Below are 20,377 nucleotides of genomic sequence, written 5' to 3'. Positions count from 1 at the left end.
TGACATTTTGAAAACAAAAACTTATATTGAACATTGAAACAAAACAGTAACTATCTTGTTATCAACTATAAACCAGCCTTATTACGCAAAATTGGATTATTCATCCGCTCAAAATTTCAGCACAAAAAATATGAAGATGCTAAAATCCAATATCGTGAATTAAGAATATAATAATTTTTAGACCTAACATTAAGAATTTGTAAAGCAATTTTCACAGGTAAGCGTGTTAATTGTAAGTTAAAAAACACGAGATAAAACACAGACTTCAAGCCCCAAGCAACGAAAATTCAGTTTTCGTGTGAGATTAAATTGTCATAGAAATGTCACGAAGTGTGCAATTCTTTACAACTGCATACTTTACAAATACACACCATTTTATACGTTTAAACAACAGAATGGAAGCTTTTGAACTATCTAAGCTTTTAGTCTATATCTTTATCTAAAAATCAACGGTAATTTTTAATATAAGACCACGTTTCGAGGGCTTAATTAAAAATTATAACATGCAAAAAACAAAATCTTTAAACAAAATGACATTTGGCAGTTTGGCATTGAGTACGCTTCTTCTCATCGGAAGTTGCTCTAAAAATGCAGACAAACCAGTAACCGTTCCAATTAATGATTTAAATGCCAGTCAAAGCCTGGCGACAACAGCCTCTCCTACAGTCTACACGATGGACGTGGCGTCAATCAGGAAAGATGAAGGCTATGCTTACAAAGTTAGCCCTATTCCTGTAGACGGAGATTCAAACACGGCTCCAACCGCTTCAACGCTTAAAGTTTATGAAAACGGCGTTGAATTAGGTCCGGCCCACTCGGTTCACGCTGATATCAGAGATATTGGTAAAGGCCGCTTCAGCCATTGGTCCAATGGTTTGTACTTCTCAACTTCCGATAACAGTAGCCCTCTGACAAACGGAAGAAAGTACACCTACACCCTTACCGGTACTGCAAGCAGCGGTGCTACAGCTCCCTCAACAAGCGCTCCAGCCACTTCAACTCCAGCCACCGGCTCTGTTTTAAGTACAGTATTAACCGGCTACGCTGCAGTTAACGGAACAACAACCGGTGGTAAAGGTGCAACCGCTGTTACAGTAAGCACACTTGCAGCTTTCAAATCTGCTGTAGCAGGCAATTCGCCTAAAATTGTTTACGTTAGCGGAACAATCAGCGGATCGGGTTTAACCCCTGTGTATGTTGGTTCAAATACCACCATCATTGGTAAAACCGGCGCTGTTATCCAGAGCCTGAACCTTTACCTATTCACTGTAAGTAACATCATCATTCAAAACATTACGTTTAGAAATTACGTAACCGAATGTGGTATCTATGTTAAATTCCAATCACATCACGTTTGGATTGACCATTGCGATTTCGCGACAGACCGTAGCCATGGCTGGGATTACTGGGGTAAAGATATCGGTGTTGCCGAAGGTTCTGACTACGTAACCATTTCTTGGAACAAATTCCACGACACTTACTTGTCATTGCTTATCGGTTCGATATCAAGCGATGCTGTTGCAGCCAACACAGGCAAACTACACGTTACAGTGCACCACAACTACTGGTACAATGTATCTGAAAGGGAACCTACTTTGGTGTTCGGTAGCATCCACATGTACAACAACTACCACTTAAACAATGATGGTTACTCTATCGGTGCAAGGTACGGTGGTACAGTAAGAACAGATAATGAGTATTTCTCAGGCTGTAAAAAACCGCTTACTACCAACTTAGATGGCGACCCGGTAGGTTACTTCAGCGGTACAACAACCAACATTTATTCTAATTGCGGTTCTAACGACATCACTTCATCTTTGTCAAGCTGGGTACCTTCTTACTCTTACAGCTCAGTACTTGATGCTGCTGCAAACGTTCCGGCAGTAGTTACAGCAGGTGCTGGTGTTAAAACAGTTAACTAATTAAATCATTCACCCCACGCTTAAGCAATTAAGCAAAAAGGCCGCTTTATGGATTATCATAAAGCGGCCTTTTTTATTGTTTGCGGTTATGTTTCAGTTTAAAGACCCATGTATTTCGTTTTTACTCAGGTATTGAACATTAGCTTCAGATGCTAATCTTCTTTTCACGAAAGCCGCAACAGTATCGGTATACAGATCGGCTCCCCGGCTGTTTAAATGTGCCCTGTCTGAGTAGTATTCTGGATTTTTGAAATATACATCATTGGTAAAATCGTGAAAAATAACCTTATTGTTATTGCAGATACTTTTCATTTTGAGATAAGAATTTTGTTGGGTATCGTCATTATACCTTGGCGATACAAAAACAAAGAGCTGAATCTTTTTCCGCTTACATTCGCTGATCAATAAATTAAGCGCCTCTACATTATCTGCCGATATACTGTCGGAATATGGTTTAAGCGACGTATGCGTTGACACCTTGCTGGCATCCATTTTATTAGTCAAAGGATCGAACCCCATTACGGCATTTCCTGACGATAAAAAGTAATGCTGAAATATGGAAACTACCTGGCCGTTATACCTATAAGTTTGAAGGCTGCTTTTTAATAGCTCCAGCTTGCCTTTCTTCTCTATCATATTGCCAACAACATCCGATTGTTTTAAATAGGGTAATAGTATGGAAAGCCTGCTTTTTTCATCCTCCTTTTCGCTTAGTACATCACTGGTTACATCTAAAATAACAACTTTGGGGATATGGCGCTGCAACGCCAGCTCAAATATCGCGGTGCTGTATAAAAGCCCTTCTCCATCCCTTCCCCCATTAAAACAGCTTAATTTCAGGCTATCTTTTATAAGTGAAGAGTTATAATGGTGCGAAGCCCTTGAACTGCCCAAAACCAATACATCCTCATTTAAATTATATACTACATGGTTAGCTACGGCATACTCGCCTGAGGCCTGATGAGTGAAAAAATAATAAAGACAAGCACCCGCTATTTGATCAACTGCTACAAAGGCCACAATCATCAACAACAGCCTTATAAAGAACTTATTGCTATTTTCTTTTAACTGTTTCATAATTTAAAACTGAAAATAAATGAATTGCCCGCCATCAAAAACCCCAAACAACAGGATGATAAAAATCAGCCCCAAATAGGAAGCCATGCGTACGCCCCAGTTTTCATTATGCAGAAAGCGCAGCGACCGTAGATTGTATTCTTGTTTTAATTCGTAAAAGAACAAGGCGGCTATAGCCATAAAATCATATAAAAAATAGGTAGGCTCGCCTATAAAGAAACCTGGCTTATAAATAAAAATACCTTTTAGCAAACCCCAGGCCTGCTCCAACGAAGCGGCCCTGAAAAAAATCCAGCTCACAGTAACCAGGCAAATGGTAAAGGCAATATTTAGGAAATTAGCAAATCCCCCTTTGCCTATGCCTAATTTATTCGCCACGGCAGCCCTCCATTTTTGGGTTGCCATTCCGCATACCAGGTAAAAACCGTGCAAAGCGCCCCATACAATAAATGTCCAGTTGGCACCATGCCACAGGCCGCTGATCATAAATACGGCAAATAAATTCAGGTACAACCGGCCTTTACTAACCCGGTTGCCACCTAAGGGTATATATACATAATCTTTAAACCAGGTTGAGAGTGAGATATGCCACCTGCTCCAAAACTCGCTGATGCTTTTTGCAAAATAAGGCCGCTTAAAATTCTCCATCAGTTTAAAGCCCATAACCCTTGCGCTGCCTATGGCAATATCTGAATAACCCGAAAAGTCGCAATAGATCTGAACAGCAAAAAATAGCGAAGCCAGTACAAGAGTGGCCGATCCGTGTTCGGGGTAATTTGCAAAAACAGTTTTTACATATATCGATAACCTATCAGCAACAACAACCTTTTTAAAAAAGCCTATCAGCATTCTTTTTAACCCTTCAGAAACATCAAGGGCGTTAAACTGATGGTATTCCTTAAACTGGTGCAGCAGGTTTTGAGGGCGTTCGATAGGACCTGCAACCAACTGTGGATAAAACATGACGTATAGGGCGTAGATGCCGAAATGATGCTCGGCCTTTTGATGGCCACGATAAACCTCAATGGTGTAGCTCATGGCCTGAAATGTGTGAAATGATAACCCTATCGGCAGCAGGATCTGTAAAAACGGAATTGGGTTAGTGTAGCCCATCCAGTATAATATCCCTGATAAATTGGCATTAAAAAAATTGAAATACTTAAATACCGCCAGTACCCCAATGTTTGCAGTAAGACTTAAAATTAACAGCAGCTTTTTCTTTTTAGGGTCGGTAACTTTTTCAAGATAGATGCCGGCGGTATAATCAATGATAATGGTAAAAAACAGGATGAGTATATATATAGCCTTGAAGAACATATAAAAATAACAGCTTGCCCCAAGCAGGAGCATCCACCTGAATTTGTGAGGCAACAGGAAGTATAAAACTGTCACCATCGGAAAAAAGAGAAGAAAAGTAAATGAGTTAAAAATCATTGTCAGGCACTTTTTGGTCAATTAAACCTACCTGAAAATAAAATGATATAAAATAGCGTCACATCAATCGTATATCATTGTGTAAAATCACGAAACAAACTTCACATTAGTGTTTTCACGGTTTTAAACATTCACAGGGCGGCGCGCGTAAAGTTTTCTTTTCAGGAAAAAAAAACTAAAAACTCAACTAACACTTTGCAATATTTATGTTACCAAGAAATATCCTTTTGGATAAAACGTATTACCTCTCCTGCTTTTTTATATTTTAGACCTTATGAAACATATTTACCATTATACCGGCAGCAGCCTTTGGAGTAAGGCAAGGCCATTTGTTTTGGGCATGTTGCTTTGCAGCGGCATAGCTTCGGCACAATCCAGCAACCCTGTTATCAACAGCATCATGACCGAAGAAACCTCCAACTCACAGTTGGAAAAACTGGCGCATGAGTTGTTTGATGGTATCGGTCCGCGCTTGGTTGGTACGCCGCAAATGAAACAGGCTAATGACTGGGCTGTAGCTAAATATAAAAGCTGGGATATTCAGGCAAAAAACGAAAAATGGGGCGAATGGCGTGGCTGGGAACGCGGTGTATCGCATATTGATATGGTATCGCCAAGGGTAAAATCATTAGAAGGTACCCAACTGGCCTGGAGCCCAGGCATGGGCAAAAAAACCACTACTGCCGAAGTGATCATTCTGCCGGATGTGGCCGATTCTGTTGCGTTCCAGCAATGGCTGCCTAATGTTAAAGGTAAGTTTGTAATGATCTCGATGCTGCAGCCAACAGGCAGGCCCGATTACAACTGGCAGGAGTTTGCGCTGAAAGAATCATTTGATAAAATGAAAGCTGACCGCACCGCCCAAACGGATGCCTGGAAAAAACGTATCAGCAAAACCGGGTTTACCAATAAAACTTTACCGGTGGCTTTAGAAAATGCCGGGGCTGCAGGGATCCTGACCAATAACTGGTCGGCTGGCTTTGGGGTTGATAAGATCTTTGCCGCCTATACTAAAATTGTACCTACAGTTGATATTTCATTAGAAGATTATGGCATGTTATACCGCCTGAGCGAATCAGGAAACAAACCGGTGATCAGCATCCATTGCGAATCAAAAGAACTGGGCGTAGTGCCGACTTTTAACACCATTGCTGAGATCAAGGGCTCTGAAAAACCAAACGAATATGTAATGCTGAGCGCCCACTTTGACTCTTGGGATGGCGGCACAGGTGCAACGGATAACGGTACCGGTACGCTGACCATGATGGAGGCTATGCGCCTATTGAAAAAATTCTACCCGCATCCAAAACGTACCATATTGGTAGGTCATTGGGGCAGCGAAGAAGAAGGCCTGAACGGCTCACGCGCCTTTGTTGAAGATCATCCTGAAATTGTAAGTAACCTGCAGGCATTGTTTAACCAGGATAATGGCACAGGTCGCGTAGTGAACCTTACCGGCCAGGGATTTGTTGAAGCTAAAGATTATTTAAGCAGATGGCTTGCCGCAGTGCCGGATACCATCAAAAACCGGATCAAAACCGTATTCCCGGGCCAGCCTGGTGGCGGTGGATCTGACTTTGCTTCATTTGTAGCTGTTGGTGCTCCTGGTTTTTCTTTAAGCTCGCTTAACTGGTCGTACGGATCATACACCTGGCACACCAACCGCGATACTTACGATAAAGTGGTATTTGACGATTTGAAAAACAACGCCATTTTAGCCGCTATTATGGCTTACATGGCCAGCGAAGACCCGCAAAAAACTGTTAATACCAAAACTGAAGGCATAAAATGGCCGGCACAGGTTAAGGCGACGCGTCGGGGCGGATTGGATAAGTAGGCTAAAAATGAGGCATAATAAAATAATCTTATTTGCATTTCTGTTGATGTTTTACGGCTTTAAACCGAAAGCTCAGGAAAATAACAAAACCAAATTTGTGCACCCTGGTATTTTAAATACCAGGGCCAGTTTGGATTACATCGGCGCGCAACTGAGGGTCGGTGATACCATGCGTACCGCAGCCTATCAAAAAGTGCTTGATTTTATTAAAGATCATGAGTACCCTGCTTCATTCCCGTCAACCATTATAGTTGGCTCAAACGGCGCAACGTCGCCGTCAAAAACGCAGATCAGGAAGGATTGCGAACTGGTTTATGCCTTCGCGCTTGCCTGGGCTGCTACAGGTAATGCAGACTATGCCCAAAAAGCCATTGGCTTGTTGAACGGATGGGCTTATGCTTTTAAGGATTATGGCCTGCTGGCTGGAAAAACCAATCCCAACCAACCCGACCTGGAAGCGTCATGGACTACCCCAAGCTTTGTAGCAGCTGCTGAGATTATCAGGCATTACAAAGTAAAAGGCAAATCTGCGGGGTGGGTCGCTGCTGATATTGAGCAGTTTAGCAAATACCTTGTCACCGTAAAGGATAACTACATCAACAAGATCCCCGATTATAAAAACAACTGGGACGCATCAGCAGGCTATGCAAAAATGACCATCGGTGTTTTTTTAAATCAGGATTCTGTTTATCGTGCAGGTTATAATTTGTTAGTGAAAGAATTGCCAAACGTTATCCAGCCGGATGGCACCTTGCCCGAGCTTTGCGTACGTAAAGACTGTGTGCATTATCAATACTCATTAGCAGCGTATACCTATGCGGCAGCCATTGCTAAAATACATGGCGATAACAGCCTATGGGAGATCAGCAATAAAAACATCAGCCTTGGCTATAATTTTATGCGCAAAGCTTACGAGCAAAAAACAGGCTGCGATTACTGTGATTTAAACAGCCGTATTTTTCCGGGAGTTGAGGTTGCCTATGGTTACTACAACACAGATAATTTAAAATATCTGAGAGGTTTGCAGGCTCCGCTTGGCGTTCCTATTGATAACACTTTTTTAGGTTTTACCACCTATACACATTACAAGGTTAAAGGATTATAAAACTATAACAAACAAGAAAGCCGCCTGAGTCAGGCGGCTTTCTTGTTTTTAGGCTACCGGGTGCTTCTCCAGCTCCGGTGTATATTTACCATCACGGGCAATTGTATTGATATGGGCCCGCTCATAAAGCAATCTTTGTGCTTCCGCGATGTTTTCATCACTTCCACCCCATTTTTCAAGGGCGGGTTGCTGTACCGCACGCGAGTATGAGAAAGTTAAAGCCCATGGCATTTTATCTTTGAAACGTACATGCATAGCATTCAGACGTTCTGAAGCTAATTCGGGAGATTGACCGCCCGAAAGAAACGCAATACCGGGAACAGAAGCAGGCACACAGCGTAAAAAGCAGTTAATAGTGGCATCGGCTACAGCATCTGCACTATCCTGCTGCGCGGCTTTAATGCCCGGAACTATCATGTTAGGCTTCAGAATCATGCCCTCAAAATTTACCCTTTGCTGGTACAGCTGGTTAAATACGGTATGTAAAACCTCGTTAGTTACATCGGCACAGGTTTTAAGTGAATGGTCACCATCCATTAAAACTTCGGGCTCAACAATAGGCACAATACCAACTTCCTGGCATATAATAGCATAACGGGCCAGCAAAAAAGCATTGGCCTTGATGCTGCCGCTTGTAGGCGTATTTTCACCAATGGTTATAACTGCACGCCATTTGGCAAAACGCGCACCCATTTTATAATATTCGGTCAAACGTTCGTGCAACCCGTCAAGTCCCTCAGTTATTTTCTCACCAGGGAAACCATCCATATCCCGTGCGCTTTCATCTACTTTAATACCGGGGATAATTCCTTTTTCCTTCAGGATATCTACAAACAGCTTACCGTTGGTAGTGCTTTGCCGTATTGTTTCATCAAACAAAATGGCCCCACTTATGGCTTCCTCCAGTTTTGGCGTGTTTACGATGAGGTCGCGGTATTTTCGGCGGTATTCTTCGGTTTGCGGGATATTCAAGGCCTTGAAACGTTTGTTACAGGTCGCGGTACTTTCGTCCATTGCCAACAGGCCTTTATTGCCGGCCATTAGCTGCTTTGCGATATCTTTAAGGTTTTGGAATTCCATAAGTAATTTGCTTGATTGTTGCTGAATAACACAAGTTAATTCATACTTGTTTTAAGCAGCTCAGGGAATATTACAGCTTTACTTAGGCATGACTTTAGCAGGTGAATTGATGCGTCAAGAAGGAGCTGTGTACCTCTGGCGCACTAAAAATGGGATTGTTTCATTTCTACAAACCTTTTGCACATCTGGTGCACGCCTTTCACATTCTATAGATATTTCTGTTCCCTCAGGTTTCTCGAAGAGAACCTTGAGGGAACAGAAATGTTAAAAAGCGACGGGCTTTAGCCCAAATACGTGTGCATTTGGGCTAAAGCCCGTTTTATTCATTCATTAACCTTTGACTAAAAACAACGGCAATGAAACAACTTCGTTTTCAGATAACTTTTGAGATGATTTACAACCCAAACCCTTCAGGCACAAAATCAAGCGAAACAGAATTCATGCAAAACCTTTTATGAGTTGGCGGCGGACCATCATCAAAAATGTGTCCCAGGTGCGAATCGCAACGGGCGCAAAGCACCTCGGTACGTTGCATCCCGTATGAGTTATCTTCTTTATAGATTACGCTGTTTTTACGTACCGGCTCGTAAAAACTTGGCCATCCACAATCACTTGCAAATTTGGCATCCGAACGGAAAAGTTTATTGCCACATACCGCGCAATAATAAGTGCCTTTAGTATCCTTATTCCAAAGCTTACCGGTGAATGCACGCTCCGTTTCCTGCTCCCTTGCTGTTGCATACAAGGCCGCAGGCAGGATCTTTTTCCACTCCGCGTTAGATACATTCAAATGTTTGGTATCCGTATTAGAGTAATAAGGATTGTTTTCGTGCCCTTTTATTTTAGGTTGCTGCGCAAATACGCTCGTAGCAAAACAAAACAAGGCTGCTATGATATATACCGCTTTCATTATTGTTTCAGTTTATCTTTAAACACCTTTTTAAATTTTTCCAATTCAGGTTGGATCACATATTTACAATAAGGCTGGCTGCCGTTTTGGTTAAAATAGTTCTGGTGATAATTTTCGGCCTTGTAAAAAGCTTTATAAGGAGTTACCTCTGTTACTATTGGGTCTTTATAGGCTTTTTCGGCATTTAGTTTACTAATGTAATATTGAGCCTTTTGTTTTTGTTGGGCATTATGATAAAATATAGCCGAGCGGTATTGCGTACCCACATCATTACCCTGCCTGTTTAATTGAGTTGGGTCATGCGCTACAAAAAATGCCGCAAGCAGCTCATCATACGTGATCTTTGTAGGATCGTAAATGATATTACAAGCCTCTGCATGACCGGTTGTGCCGGTGCAAACCAACTCGTAAGATGGATTGGCTACGTGCCCGCCTGAAAAACCCGAAATTACCTTTTCCACGCCTTTCAATTGCTGAAATTTGGCTTCGGTACACCAAAAACAGCCGGTAGCAAAAGTGGCTGTATCCAAACCTTTTTTAGGGACAGATGCAAAAACAGAGAAACAAGCCGTTAATAACACAGCTATCGAACAAATGATTTTTTTCATGTATATCAAATAGATTTAATACGAAGCGTATATATAGCAACTAACGTAAAAAATATAGTTAGCGTTGAACAAAGTTACCACTTTAACACTTTGTGATAGTTGTTTGACAAACTCGTTACATTAGCCTCCCGGCATATGCTAACTTTAAACCATGGAAAACCTGAAACTTTTTATGCTGATGCTGGGCTGCAAACCACCCGGAAGACATGTAGAACAACATGACGTTTTCTTTGGGATAGCATCATCACTACGCGACCTTGTTCCCGAGATCCAGGCGTTTTGGCCGGAGCCCGAAAAAATTCATATTGATGCCTGGCGCGAAGTCAATACCGTTGATGGTTATGCAGTAAAGATTGCTCCGCGGAACGATAATACATCTCAGGAAAATAAACTATTCTTCATCAACCTTGGCGGCTATCAGCCTAATAAGTTTGAAGAACAGCACTACGTTGTACTCACTGTTCAGGAAAATTTCGCTTCGGCTTCAAAAAACGCTAAGGAAACCTTCTTCTTTAAAAACAACCAGTTCGATGGTGCTAACTCACACATAGATGATAAATATGGTGTTGATGTTGACGACATTTACAACGTAGAAGATATTTTGAACACCGCCCAGAAGGAAAAATATCAGCTTAAACTTATCCCGAATGCAGATCTCCCTGAAGATAAGATCACCCTTGGTTATTTTAAATTAAGCAATCTATAACAGCCCACTATGAAGAAGCCCGAACATCCTAATATTATTGCCGACCAGGATATCAAAGATTCATTCTCTGTAGAAAGCTGGGAGAAAAAGCATTTTGATGATCAACGGATGCACAGGGCAACTTACAATCGGATATTCTTAATTACATCGGGGTCGGGCGAGGCGATTATTGACAATTCCTCCTATCCTATTGCAGGTGACCAACTTCTTCTGGTTGCCAAAGGGCAACTTTTCACCTTTTCTGCCGATACTGTTTTGACAGGCCATGCCATCTGCTTTGGCGACTGCTTTTGGGAGCGAGCACCGCAAAGCGCTAATAACTGCAAGGCAGTATTATTTAATAATGCCTCTGATAACCAGCAAATACCATTAAACAACGATGATCTGCAGGAGCTAAGTCCACTTTTTGAAATTCTGCATACTGAATTTACAAAAGCACCTTACATCAATAAGCTTGATGCTATGGCGGCATATTTAAAGATCATCATGATTAAAATAGCCAATATCAACGCATCGCTAAGCAAGGGCTATGATAGTTACGACAACCAACTATACCGCCAGTTCCTGGAGCTGGTGAGCCGTCAATATCAGAACACGCATGAGGTTGCCGAATTTGCCAAACAAATGGGAATCTCCACACGCAAACTTACCGAGCTATGCAATCGCTGTGCAGGTAAAGGTGCAAAGGACATCATTAACGGGCAGCTCATTTCTGAAGCCAAACGCTCGTTACAGTTTTCGGCGAAGCCGGTAAAGGAAATTGCTTACCATCTTAACTTTTCAACGCCCGAGCAATTCAGTCATTTCTTTAAAAAGAACACCATGGTATCCCCCCATCAATACCGTTCGCACTTTGTACATATTGGCATGTGATTAGCCTGTTTTAACATCTTTAGCCGATGGTACCGGCATAATTTTGAGGCATATTAATTCCGTTAAAATTATGTCAGTAAACAAAGTAAAATCAATAGCCGGGATCACCATTCCCGATAGTACCATCGCCAATCATGCCACCGAACTTTTATTGGAGCACGGCACCGAATTCATCTACAATCACTCGCTCAGGGTGTTTATCTTTTCGTCACTTAACGGCGAGCGCAGGCAATTAAAATATGACCCGGAATTGCTGTACGTTAGTTCCATATTTCATGACCTGGGATTAACGCCACACTACAGCAGCCCCGATAAACGCTTTGAGGTAGATGGTGCCAACGCTGCACGGGAGTTTCTGAAAAGTTATGGACTGCCTAAAGATCAATTACAACTGGTTTGGGATACCATTGCCCTGCATACCACTATCGGGGTTGCAGAACACAAAGAGCCGGAAGTAGCCCTGATGTATTCAGGCGTTGGCCTTGATGTAATGGGCGAAGGCTATGAAAATCTGAGCGATGCCAACCGGGAAGAGATCATAACCGCGTTTCCGCGTAATGATTTTAAGAAGAAGATCATCCCTACATTTTTCGGCGGGTTTGAGCATAAAACCGAAACCACTTTTGGTAACATCAAGGCAGATGTTTGCGCCTATATGATCCCCAATTTTCACCGCAAGAATTTTTGCGATTGTATCCTGCATTCGCCGTGGAAAGAATAATGGAATTTTAAAACATTTTGCCTTTTTGGTAATTGTATCATTATCAATTAACCAATTAAAAATTTCCGTTATGAAACATGCATTCATTTTTGGGACTACCATTTTTCTAAGTGAACGAAACACGCTCACTTACAGTGATGGGCTTAGCAATATTGAGTTTTTGAGGATATTGTCATTTTATGACAACCAAAAAGGCAAAGTGCTTTCCATTGACGCCAACATTAACGCGCCAAACGGCGAGGTTATCAGGATAAGTGCCAACAACAACGAAAACAACGCCAATGTGCAGCTTGATGTAACCAGCGGACGTATCAAAGTATTTCAGCCGGGCCATGCAGAGCCTGTACTGGATGTTTACCAGTTTGATCCACACGAATATCCTGGTTTATCGAGCCATGTGCTTAATGAAATCCATGCCCAGCACCCGGACCACGTGGTGACTATCAAAGGCAATTTCTTTGTTGCCGGCGCGCATTTCCTGATTGAAAATGAAAAGATGTTCATCGATAATAACGGCTATGCCAATGGTGTTGAAAATGCCCATAACGGTGTGATTTTATCGGCGGCTGTAGCGTAGTTGCAGGTTGTTATTAAATATAGGATAGTAAAATATGTCATTGCGAGGAACGAAGCAATCGCTTGCTTTACAGGGAGATCATGCTTGCGATTGCTTCGTTCCTTATAATGACATTATTGTAAGTTATTGATTATTAATGATATTTTTTTGATTCAATTTTGACGATATGGGCGTTGCCTGCGGCCCGTGCTATCCGCTCATACTACACAGGCATTAGCCACAAGGCCGGTATCCGCTCCTATCACTAACGCGGCCCCCGCACACCATCGCTAAAATATGCGCTATACGTCATCTCGTTTTTTTCAGGCCCGCCTGATCGTTCCTCGTATGACATGGTTTTTATTCGTTACCGCACGCCTATTCAAACACGCTCTTCGCTTTCTTAATTGTTTTCTCCAGGTCGATGCCTTTCGCCAGCACACCTTTAAACAGGTCACCGGTTTCCTTCAGGCGGTCGACGGAATTAAAAATGGTAAAATCCTTCATGGTGAGGCCTGGTTTTACTTCATCCCAATGCAAGGGCATGGAAACCGTTGCACCCGGTTTAGGCCTTAATGAATACGGACCGGCAATGGTAGCTCCTGGGCGGTTTTGCAGAAAATCGAGGTACATTTTACCATTTCGCTTGGCTACCATGCGTTCCAGGCTGGTGTAATCAGGAATTCGTTTGTGCACAATACCAACAACCAGTCGGGCAAACATTTGTGACTGATCATAATCATACTTGGCCCCTAACGGAATATAAATATGCATCCCCGTTGAGCCCGATGTTTTACAGCACGATGGCACGTCGATAGCATCCAATACTTTTTTAACTTCCAGAGCAGCCTCAATAACCTGGTCGAATGTATTTTTATCCGGATCAAGGTCTATCACACAATAGTCAGGGTTATCCGGCGATTTTACCCGGCTAAACCAGGGATTCATCTCAATACATCCCAATGAGGCCATCCACAGCAAATAGGATTCATCAGAACCTACCAGGTATTCTTTGTGTTCCCCTTCCCCATTGGTATATGGGAATGTTTTGGTCATCCAATCCGGAGCTTTACCTTTTATATCCTTTTGATAAAAGCTTGGCCCATGAATCCCATCCGGGAACCTGTTGAGCGACATCGGCCTATCTTTCAAATATGGCAATATATAATCCGCAACCTGGTAATAGTAATTGAACATATCCCGCTTGGTTACACCATCTTCGGGCCAGTAAACTTTACTCAGGTGAGTAAACTTGAGCTCATGCCCGCAAATTTTGCGCACCTGCGTTTCATCCTTAGGGTTCAGCAGTGTTTTACGATCTGTATTTTCCACGGGTTTAATAGCTTTAGCGTGTTCATCTTTATCCTCGCTCGCGGTTTCCTCTACGGTTTCAGCGGTATGTTTAGGCGTTTCCAGCACCACATCTTTCGCCTTTTTATCGGTGCGCATCCCTTTAAAAGATGCCTGCCTGAATACCCCGTCGCTTGTTACCTCGGCAAAGGCAACTTCACAAACAAGCTCGGGTTTAAGCCAGGTTGGCTTTGCCCCCATCCGCTGCGGCCTGAAGCGGGATGGCTTATCTACATCTGGCTCTACCTCAAATGGGCTTTTAGCTGTAATCAGCGGCTTGAATTCCGCCATCATTTCCTTCTGCAGTTTATCCGAAAAACCGGTGCCTACTTTACCTACATATTGTAGTTTGCCCTTATCATCATACAAAGCCAATATCAACGCGCTGAATGATTTTGAAGTGCCGGCGTTTTTAGTAAACCCGGCAACAATCACTTCCTGCCTGCGGTGCACTTTTATTTTAAGCCACTCTTTTGAGCGAAGATCAGACGTATAAACACTGCTTGCTTTTTTTGCGATTATCCCCTCTAAGCCGATACGCTCGGCGGCGTTAAAAAACTCTATGCCGCCGGTATCAAATGACTTGCTCTGCCTGATCTGGTCATTATTGGTTGGCAAAATCGCACTTAAAATAGCCTGGCGCTGTTTCAGTGGCAAGCCCATGAGGTTTTTACCTTCATACCAAAGGATATCGAATACATAATAAACCAGATTACCATCGGCTTCGCTCCGCCAGTTTTGCAATGCGCCAAAATCAGAAATGCCTTTATCGTTCAACACCAGGATCTCGCCATCAATCACCGCATTGATCTGCCATTCTTTTAGCAGCTTATTGATGGGATAATATTTATCAAAAGGAAGGTTATTGCGGGAAATAAGCTCTGCTCCTTTTTTATCGATAACGGCGATGGCCCTGTAGCCATCCCATTTAACTTCGTAAAGCCAGTCGGTGTCATCAAAAGGCTCATCAACTAAAGTGGCCTTCATGGGTTTGATATTGGTTGGCGCTTTTGATTTTGGGGCTTTTTTCAATAATGCCTCAACATCAAAGGTTTCGGTATCGTTAGTATCAACCTTACTTTCCAGTTTCTCAACCGGTTCGTTCGGGGCTTTTTTTTTAACCGGTTTTTGAGGTTTCTCTAAATCTTCTTCGTGGCCATGCTGCCAAACCTTTTCGCTGGTTTTCTCCATGCTTGTAATGGTTTTGCCGGAGAGGATAGATTTATCTTTTTTTGTAATATCTTTTGCCGAAGCAAATTCATCATTATGCTTGATAAGCAACCAGCCGTTTTCGCCCATACCGTGGGTTTTTACTAAAGCAAACTCTCCCTCCAGCTTTTCGCCATGAAGTTTAATTTTTACCGAGCCTGCTTCGAGTTGCTTAAGCAGATATTTTTCCTGCGCCTTTTTGCCCTTGATCTTATCAATAGGTTCATAAGTACCTTCATCCCAAACAATCACGGTACCGCCGCCATATTCGCCCTGCGGAATAATACCTTCAAAGTTTCGGTAATCAAAAGGATGATCCTCAACCATCATGGCCAAACGCTTGACTTTAGGATCGGTTGACGGGCCTTTCGGGATGGCCCAGCTTTTAAGCACACCATCCATTTCAAGCCTGAAATCGTAATGTAAGCGTGAAGCATCATGTTTCTGGATCACGAACATCAGGTGATCCTTATCCTTGCTTCTGCCAGCTTTAGGCTCTTTGGTTTTGCTGAAATCGCGTTTTTCTACATACTTTTCCAGGCTCATAAGGGTAGTACTTTATTTGTTGCTCAAATACTTGGCTACCGCTGCCGCAGAATTACCGACAGCCCGCACCGCTGTTTTTAACCTTTCGGGGCGAACACCAAATTTGTTTGCCCAATATTCAACCTCATAATTTTCGCTGGTATTAATAAGGCTGTTATCCGGTGCGCCGGTTTTGTTCCTGTTGTCCATAACTGGTTTAATGACTAATGCTTTAATAACAGCACAGCCACCTAAAGGTTTGAGTATTATTTAATAAATTATTGTAATAAAATTTACAGACTTTAATAATTACTCCCATCCGTCATTCTGTTCGGCATAGTTTGGCATCATCATATAAACAAGTACAGCGAGGCAGGCAAGCAATACAAAGCGGGTAATCCAGAATATACACATTTCCATAGGTTAGTTTTTTTAGATGTTTTCTGTTTAATTTGTTGTAAAGCTTTATACAGATTGCATGCCATTGAATTAACTACATAAATATCAGCCGGTTACAAACAAACAAAAATTAAACTTTTACTATATTTCGAGTATTAACGATTATTGGCCACTAATAATCGTCGGAAACATAAGCCATTAAGCAATTTCGGCAACACATACAATTCAACTTCAACAGATTTCCAAATAACAAAGCCGGAGCGTTGGGTTACCCAATGCTCCGGCTTTTAGATAGCTTTAGTTAAAGAATGTTACTTCTTTTAGAGATGCGTTTATTTATCAAGAAAGAAATCAAGCAGGCCTTTTTGTACCTGAGCAGTTTGCTCCTGTACTATCCAATGGCCAGAGTCATGAATGATCACCTCTTTTACATTTTCGGCTACAAGCTTAGAGTGATCTGCTAAAAACGCTCCGGCTAAATGATCCGAGCCCATAGCCAGCAATGGCATTGGCAGCTTTTTCTTCATCAGCTCAACATTATCTACTGCGTCCTGGTTAAAGGCGGCAAACCAGTTAAACGCGCCTGTAGTGGCTCCTGGTACAGAGTAAGCCCTTATAAATTCGTCAGTTTCGGCTTTGGTGAATGGTTCTTTAACATAGCCTACTATCGGCCAGAAATTAGTGAGGAATAAACCGGCCTTGCCATCCACAATTTCTCCTGAATGTGGCATGCCAAAAAAACCAAACCACCATGCTTGTGAACGTACCTGGCTCCATACCGGTTCAACACCAGGAAGCAGGGCATCAAGCAAAGCAATTTTTTTAACATCCTCAGGATATTGGGCTGCATAAGCATAAGCTACCATCAGGCCTATATCGTGACCAACCAAATTAATATTTTTAAAGCCCAGGGATTTCATCAGCTCATGCAGATCTGTCGACATTGTTTTTTTATCATAGCCGCCTACCGGTTTGGCCGATTCGCCTACACCTCTCAAATCCGGGGCAACTATGGTAAAATGTTTAGACAGTTCGGGCAATAAGCGGTTCCACATGTACCAGTTTTGACCGAAACCATGCACCAGTAACAAAGGCTCGCCCTGGCCGCCTATAACATAATGGATTTTCACACCGTTCACTGTCGCATACTGATGCTTAAACCCAGCCGGAGGATTTGCCGGTTTAACCTGTGCATTGGCTATAAATGCTACGATGGTAAATGACAGTACCAGCACTGTTTTCAAGATTGAATTTATTGTTTTCATTTTGTTTGTATTGTTATTGTTTATGCTAAAATTGATTTGTCGTTTGGTTAATTACTCTGGCAAAGCGCCAAGCCAGCCGGCGATGTACTCCGCATCTTCTGTCCAGGTTGACTGCCCAAGCACGTAATGATTGCGGCTTTCAGATTCCCGGTAATCGGTAATTGAACTTTTATCACTGTATTTTTTATAGTTGGCGTAATTGAGCGAGGCCGGGATAAAATTGTCGTTACTGCCTGCTAAAAAAAGCAATGGCGCATGCGGCCTGTTAAAATCTACCCGGGCATCGTAAGTCAGTGCATCACGTACCAGTAACTTTGATTCAGGCGTTGCCAGGTCATAGTAGGCCTGCTTTTGATCCTCGTAGTTCATGCCATTGGTAAAAGCGTACTGCCATTCCCTGAACGACATGAGATATGATTTTTTTGATGAGGTAAAAAAGCCCAGTGCTCCCCAGCCTGCTTTATAAAACGAATATTTGAAAGTAAATACCCCTTTAGGCTGCAGGGAATGAATGGCGACACCAGCTACTCCTAAACCCCGCTGCAACAATAATTGTGTTATCAGGCCGCCCATTGAATGCCCTATAAGGATGGGTTTGTGAGGTAATGCCTTTATGATATCGGCAAAATATTCGGTTAAACCGGCCAGGCGCTGTGATGCAATAGCAGCGTCGGGCTGCCTTTGGCGTAAATCACAGGCCGATGCGTTTTTATGCGGCCAGGCCGGTGCCAGGGTAGTATATCCCTGCCCCTCAAAATATATTTTCCAGTTATCCCAACTACTGTTGCTTACAAAAGCGCCGGTTATAAAAACTATTGTTTTTGAAACTTTCTTTTCCATGATCGCTCTAAATTCTTGTGCTATGTTTCATCATTTTGGCACAATCATGGCAATTGGCACACCAATTATTCAAAACACTGATTAACAGATATTTAAATAAAGTTCAAGATTTTACAAATTACTTTATCTCGTGGCGTGACGAAAAAAGGGTTGCGAAATAGAGCGGTAAATAACAAAAATACCACTCGCCATATTTCGTGACACCGGACAGAAAGGACGAAATATCGCAAGGTTTTTTGTCAGGCGTTTTTAACACCTTGGGATTTCATAGGGAGGCCTCTTTTGAATTTATGAATGATAATCAGTATTTTACCGGTGCTACCTGCAAAAAACGCCAAATTATGACTATTAAGTAGTTATTGGCCTGCTTTATGCATAGCCAAAAAACTGATGAAACTGTTATTTACCCTGGGCATTATCTTATTTATACAGTTTTCCGTTTCGGGGCAGTCAAGCGTACCCCAAAAATCAGCTGCCAAATCAGCAAGTCAGCAAAGCGTCAGTCACGACTCAAACAGGTTTAATCTATTGCTCGATAGTGCAGATCAGTTCCAAAGGCAAAACAAACTGCAAAAGGCTTCTCATTTATTAAGGGAAACAGAAAACGGACTTTCATCCGCGCCAATCAGTCAAAAAATACAACTCTACACACGCCTGCTCAATATATCTGCAACACTTAAACAATTCCAGGTAGCGGATAGATATGCGGATAAACTACAATCCCTCTCCACTGGTGTTGATGATGACGAAACAAACCAATACACTGTTTACCAGGCACTGATCCCCTATTTTCTGGCAACAAAAAAGGCTGATAAAGCAGTTGGCTATATCACCCTTCATAATGGATTAAGCAAAGCACAAAACAACACCGCCGGCCTGGCCCAAAATAACCTTTGGCTTTTTAAACTTGATTCTCTTCGTGGTAACCATCTTGCAGCTTTAGCCCATTACCGGCTATATGCCGATTTAAAAGATTCGGTATTTGAGCAAATTAAAAAGGGGCAAATAGCGCAGCTTGATAGTCAATATCATACTAAAAACAAAGACAAGCGGCTTAAAGACCAGGAAATTAATATCGCCCTTTTAAAAAAGCAGGAGGTTTTACAACGCCAGCACCTTAACCAGGTAAGGCTAATTCAAAACATTACAATAGCCTGCGCGGCAGTACTTTTTATGCTATCGGGTGTGATATATAGTCGTTACAGGCTTAAGCAATCTGCCAATACAAAACTGGAGGCCCAGCAACTGGAGATTAATCAGAAAAACGAAACGCTGGAGCATCTTGCCGAACAAAAGGACGTGCTGCTTGAAGAAAAGGAGTGGCTTATTAAAGAGATCCATCACCGGGTAAAAAACAACCTGCAAATTGTGATCAGTCTGCTCAATACGCAGTCGGTTTACCTTAACGATGAAAAAGCCCATGCCGCCATCCGCGAAAGCCAGCACCGGATGCAGTCAATTGCGTTTATTCATCAAAAACTTTACCAGTCAGAAAGCCGGGCTCTCATTGAAGCCCACATTTATATAGCCGAGCTGATAGAATATTTAAGCAATAGCTTTGACACCGGTAAACGGATCTGCTTTGAAAAAGACCTGGTTGATCTTGAGCTTGATGTATCAAGGGCCGTACCCATCGGCCTCATCCTGAACGAAGCGATTACCAACTCCATAAAATACGCTTTCCCTAATGACGCCGACGGCTGCATCAGCGTATCGTTATGTTGTGTTCAGGAAAATAGTTTCAGGCTTTGTGTTAGTGATAATGGCATTGGTTTACCGGAAGGTTTTGAAATTGCCAAATGCCGGTCCTTAGGCATGAATTTAATGCGGGGCTTAAGTAAACAAATTGGTAGCAGCCTCAAACTCGAAAACAATAACGGGCTCAGCATCAGTATTGATTTTAAGGACGAGAAACTGCTAAAACCCAATCTCAATTAAAACCCAATGGCGAAATAAAGTA

The 20,377-nt window shown here is 42.4% G+C and carries 17 protein-coding genes; 8 read left to right on the top strand and 9 right to left on the bottom strand.

Translation table 11 applies throughout. From position 1 onward, the window contains the following. Nucleotides 1-503: 503 nt before the first annotated feature. Complete coding sequence (locus tag DEO27_RS06280; protein WP_112572042.1) at nt 504-1,922, top strand: pectate lyase; 1,419 nt, start codon at nt 504-506, stop codon at nt 1,920-1,922. Nucleotides 1,923-2,015: 93 nt separating this feature from the next. Here DEO27_RS06280 and DEO27_RS06275 read toward each other — a convergent pair whose 3' ends face one another. After that, entirely contained in the window at nt 2,016-2,999 is a 984-nt protein-coding gene (locus tag DEO27_RS06275) for a hypothetical protein (RefSeq protein ID WP_112572044.1), read from the bottom strand. Between the two features lie 3 nt (nt 3,000-3,002). Then, complete coding sequence (locus tag DEO27_RS06270; RefSeq protein ID WP_112572046.1) at nt 3,003-4,433, bottom strand: MBOAT family O-acyltransferase; 1,431 nt, start codon at nt 4,431-4,433, stop codon at nt 3,003-3,005. A gap of 274 nt (nt 4,434-4,707) precedes the next feature. Here DEO27_RS06270 and DEO27_RS06265 point away from each other — a divergent pair, with 274 nt between their 5' ends. Both DEO27_RS06265 and DEO27_RS06260 read left to right on the top strand, forming a co-directional pair. Continuing rightward, entirely contained in the window at nt 4,708-6,270 is a 1,563-nt protein-coding gene (locus DEO27_RS06265; RefSeq protein ID WP_223818173.1) for a M20/M25/M40 family metallo-hydrolase, read from the top strand. A gap of 7 nt (nt 6,271-6,277) precedes the next feature. Beyond that, on the top strand, nt 6,278-7,375 hold the full coding sequence (locus DEO27_RS06260; RefSeq protein ID WP_112572048.1) for an alginate lyase family protein: 1,098 nt from the start codon (nt 6,278-6,280) through the stop codon (nt 7,373-7,375). A gap of 48 nt (nt 7,376-7,423) precedes the next feature. Here DEO27_RS06260 and DEO27_RS06255 read toward each other — a convergent pair whose 3' ends face one another. The 3 genes from DEO27_RS06255 to msrA form a co-directional block, all read right to left on the bottom strand. Further along, nucleotides 7,424-8,455, bottom strand: a complete 1,032-nt coding sequence (locus DEO27_RS06255) for a class I fructose-bisphosphate aldolase (RefSeq protein WP_112572050.1) — start codon at nt 8,453-8,455, stop codon at nt 7,424-7,426. Nucleotides 8,456-8,849: 394 nt separating this feature from the next. Beyond that, a complete protein-coding gene (msrB, locus tag DEO27_RS06250) occupies nt 8,850-9,365 on the bottom strand; it encodes a peptide-methionine (R)-S-oxide reductase MsrB (RefSeq protein ID WP_112572052.1) in 516 nt (171 codons plus the stop codon). Beyond that, complete coding sequence (gene msrA, locus DEO27_RS06245; protein ID WP_112572054.1) at nt 9,365-9,973, bottom strand: peptide-methionine (S)-S-oxide reductase MsrA; 609 nt, start codon at nt 9,971-9,973, stop codon at nt 9,365-9,367. The genes msrB and msrA overlap by 1 nt, the downstream gene beginning before the upstream one ends. Before the next feature lie 151 nt (nt 9,974-10,124). Between msrA and DEO27_RS06240 the strand changes: the two genes are divergently transcribed. From DEO27_RS06240 to DEO27_RS06225, 4 genes are all read left to right on the top strand, one after another. Next, a complete protein-coding gene (locus DEO27_RS06240; RefSeq protein WP_112572056.1) occupies nt 10,125-10,679 on the top strand; it encodes a DUF1543 domain-containing protein in 555 nt (184 codons plus the stop codon). A gap of 9 nt (nt 10,680-10,688) precedes the next feature. Continuing rightward, nucleotides 10,689-11,552 carry an AraC family transcriptional regulator gene (locus tag DEO27_RS06235; RefSeq protein WP_112572058.1) on the top strand — a complete coding sequence of 288 codons (864 nt, stop codon included), beginning with the start codon at nt 10,689-10,691 and terminating at the stop codon, nt 11,550-11,552. Nucleotides 11,553-11,622: 70 nt separating this feature from the next. Further along, on the top strand, nt 11,623-12,273 hold the full coding sequence (locus DEO27_RS06230; RefSeq protein ID WP_112572060.1) for an HD domain-containing protein: 651 nt from the start codon (nt 11,623-11,625) through the stop codon (nt 12,271-12,273). 70 nt (nt 12,274-12,343) lie between these two features. After that, nucleotides 12,344-12,850: a hypothetical protein gene (locus tag DEO27_RS06225; protein WP_146750044.1), complete on the top strand. Its 507-nt coding sequence runs from the start codon at nt 12,344-12,346 to the stop codon at nt 12,848-12,850. Between the two features lie 357 nt (nt 12,851-13,207). Here DEO27_RS06225 and ligD read toward each other — a convergent pair whose 3' ends face one another. From ligD to DEO27_RS06205, 4 genes are all read right to left on the bottom strand, one after another. After that, nucleotides 13,208-15,934: a DNA ligase D gene (ligD, locus tag DEO27_RS06220; RefSeq protein WP_112572064.1), complete on the bottom strand. Its 2,727-nt coding sequence runs from the start codon at nt 15,932-15,934 to the stop codon at nt 13,208-13,210. Nucleotides 15,935-15,946: 12 nt separating this feature from the next. Then, the gene (locus DEO27_RS06215) at nt 15,947-16,123 is read right to left on the bottom strand and encodes a DUF3606 domain-containing protein (RefSeq protein WP_112572066.1); all 177 of its coding nucleotides are present in this window, start codon (nt 16,121-16,123) and stop codon (nt 15,947-15,949) included. A 521-nt stretch (nt 16,124-16,644) separates the two neighbouring features. After that, complete coding sequence (locus tag DEO27_RS06210; RefSeq protein ID WP_112572068.1) at nt 16,645-17,577, bottom strand: alpha/beta fold hydrolase; 933 nt, start codon at nt 17,575-17,577, stop codon at nt 16,645-16,647. A 51-nt stretch (nt 17,578-17,628) separates the two neighbouring features. After that, on the bottom strand, nt 17,629-18,417 hold the full coding sequence (locus tag DEO27_RS06205) for an alpha/beta hydrolase (RefSeq protein WP_112572070.1): 789 nt from the start codon (nt 18,415-18,417) through the stop codon (nt 17,629-17,631). Between the two features lie 390 nt (nt 18,418-18,807). On the opposite strand from DEO27_RS06205, the gene DEO27_RS06200 reads away from it, so the two are divergent. Then, a complete protein-coding gene (locus DEO27_RS06200; RefSeq protein ID WP_112572072.1) occupies nt 18,808-20,355 on the top strand; it encodes a sensor histidine kinase in 1,548 nt (515 codons plus the stop codon). Nucleotides 20,356-20,377: the final 22 nt, after the last annotated feature.

Origin of the sequence: Mucilaginibacter rubeus (assembly GCF_003286415.2) — a bacterium.
Taxonomy (GTDB): Bacteria; Bacteroidota; Bacteroidia; order Sphingobacteriales; family Sphingobacteriaceae; genus Mucilaginibacter; species Mucilaginibacter rubeus_A.
The sequence above is the reverse complement of the archived record's forward strand: the minus strand, read 5'-3'. Positions and strand labels throughout refer to the sequence as shown.

Coding starts and splice junctions, on each gene's coding strand:
- DEO27_RS06265 (WP_223818173.1), top strand. CDS start 4,708: ATGAAACATATTTACCATTATACCGGCAGCAGCCTTTGGAGTAAGGCA.
- DEO27_RS06270 (WP_112572046.1), bottom strand. CDS start 4,433: ATGATTTTTAACTCATTTACTTTTCTTCTCTTTTTTCCGATGGTGACA.
- DEO27_RS06215 (WP_112572066.1), bottom strand. CDS start 16,123: ATGGACAACAGGAACAAAACCGGCGCACCGGATAACAGCCTTATTAAT.
- DEO27_RS06240 (WP_112572056.1), top strand. CDS start 10,125: ATGGAAAACCTGAAACTTTTTATGCTGATGCTGGGCTGCAAACCACCC.
- DEO27_RS06200 (WP_112572072.1), top strand. CDS start 18,808: ATGAAACTGTTATTTACCCTGGGCATTATCTTATTTATACAGTTTTCC.
- msrB (WP_112572052.1), bottom strand. CDS start 9,365: ATGAAAGCGGTATATATCATAGCAGCCTTGTTTTGTTTTGCTACGAGC.
- DEO27_RS06210 (WP_112572068.1), bottom strand. CDS start 17,577: ATGAAAACAATAAATTCAATCTTGAAAACAGTGCTGGTACTGTCATTT.
- DEO27_RS06205 (WP_112572070.1), bottom strand. CDS start 18,417: ATGGAAAAGAAAGTTTCAAAAACAATAGTTTTTATAACCGGCGCTTTT.
- ligD (WP_112572064.1), bottom strand. CDS start 15,934: ATGAGCCTGGAAAAGTATGTAGAAAAACGCGATTTCAGCAAAACCAAA.
- DEO27_RS06235 (WP_112572058.1), top strand. CDS start 10,689: ATGAAGAAGCCCGAACATCCTAATATTATTGCCGACCAGGATATCAAA.
- DEO27_RS06260 (WP_112572048.1), top strand. CDS start 6,278: ATGAGGCATAATAAAATAATCTTATTTGCATTTCTGTTGATGTTTTAC.
- DEO27_RS06275 (WP_112572044.1), bottom strand. CDS start 2,999: ATGAAACAGTTAAAAGAAAATAGCAATAAGTTCTTTATAAGGCTGTTG.
- DEO27_RS06225 (WP_146750044.1), top strand. CDS start 12,344: ATGAAACATGCATTCATTTTTGGGACTACCATTTTTCTAAGTGAACGA.
- DEO27_RS06255 (WP_112572050.1), bottom strand. CDS start 8,455: ATGGAATTCCAAAACCTTAAAGATATCGCAAAGCAGCTAATGGCCGGC.
- DEO27_RS06230 (WP_112572060.1), top strand. CDS start 11,623: ATGTCAGTAAACAAAGTAAAATCAATAGCCGGGATCACCATTCCCGAT.
- DEO27_RS06280 (WP_112572042.1), top strand. CDS start 504: ATGCAAAAAACAAAATCTTTAAACAAAATGACATTTGGCAGTTTGGCA.
- msrA (WP_112572054.1), bottom strand. CDS start 9,973: ATGAAAAAAATCATTTGTTCGATAGCTGTGTTATTAACGGCTTGTTTC.